At 67.3% G+C, this 1,382-nt stretch carries 1 protein-coding gene; it reads left to right on the top strand.

From position 1 onward, the window contains the following. Window positions 1-70: 70 nt before the first annotated feature. Window positions 71-1,276 (top strand): tyrosine-type recombinase/integrase, encoded by a 1,206-nt coding sequence (locus tag AC1DS3_RS38685; RefSeq protein WP_477129370.1) that lies wholly within the window; start codon window positions 71-73, stop codon window positions 1,274-1,276. Window positions 1,277-1,382 lie beyond the last annotated feature (106 nt).

Below are 1,382 nucleotides of genomic sequence, written 5' to 3'. Positions count from 1 at the left end.
AGACATAAGTGTCATTCTGTCTATAATTACGTCTGACCCAGATTCAGACCTACTCCTAACCACCCACTCAATGGATTCCCTGCCGCTGCCCACCACACCCGCCATGCCGATCGAGCAGCTGCAGCCGCCCGCCGCGCTGTCCGGCGCCGAAGGCACCAACCGGGCTCGTGGCGGAATCCCCCAGATCGCGGCAAAGGACGATGTGGCCGCCGTGAGCGCCTGGCTGGCCCGCTACGCCGATACTCCCGCCACGCTGCAGACCTACCGGCGCGAGGTCGAGCGCTTGCTACTGTGGGCCGTCCTGCAGCACGGCAAGGCACTCTCGTCGCTGACCCACGAGGACCTGCTGCTGTACGAGCGTTTCCTGGCCGATCCGCAACCGGCTGCGCGCTGGGTCATGGCATCGCGCAAGAAGCTGGCGCGCGGCGCGCCCGGGTGGCGGCCCTTTGCCGGCCCGCTTTCCCCGGTCAGCGCACGCCATGCGATGGTCATCCTCAACACGTTGTTTGCCTGGCTGGTCAGCGCCGGCTACCTGGCCGGCAATCCACTCTCGCTGGCACGCACCCGGCGCGGCCAGCCTAAGCCGCGCATCACGCGTTACCTGAGCCACGCCATGTGGCAGGCGGTCAAGGACGCGATCGACGCCATGCCGGGCACGCTCGACAGTGCGACCGAGCGCGACCGCCTGCACGCGGCGCGCTGCCGCTGGCTGCTGACCGTGCTGTATCTKGGCGGCTTGCGGGCGGCGGAGGTGGCCAGCACGCGCATGGGGGCGTTTTTCTGCCGGCGCGACAGCCATGGCCTGGAGCGTTGGTGGCTGGAGGTGACGGGCAAGGGGGATAAGACGCGGCTGGTGCCGGCTACGGACGAAATGATGGTGGAGCTGGCGCGCTATCGCAGCGCCCACGGCCTGCCGCCGATGCCATTGCCCGGCGAGGAGCGCCCCATCGTGCWGCCGATCATYGGCAAGGAAAAACCCTTGTCACGSGGCGCGCTGCACCTGGTGCTSAAGGAGRTCTTCGGGATGGCGGCCGCGCGCCTGCGCGCACGCGGCCCTGAGTGGGAAAGCCGGGCCGCGGTGCTGGCCAGCGCGTCGGCGCACTGGCTCCGCCATACCGCGGGCTCGCACATGACCGACCAGCAGGTGGACCTGCGTTTCGTGAGGGACAATTTCGGGCACGCTTCCATCTCGACCACCAGCGCCTACCTGCACACCGAAGACGATGCGCGGCATGAGGCCACGCAGGAACGCCACCGGATCGGATGGAAGCGCTAGCCCCCATCCTGCTGAGCCCTCTTTTCGTGGTCTAAGGGAAAGTGCTGGCGATTAATTGCATTTTCTGACCGCACCGGACGTGGCCAACTTCGACACGACCAATGCT

This window comes from Cupriavidus sp. 01L46, from assembly GCF_056399905.1.
Note: the sequence above shows the minus strand (reverse complement) of the source record. Positions and strands in the feature narration are given on the sequence as shown.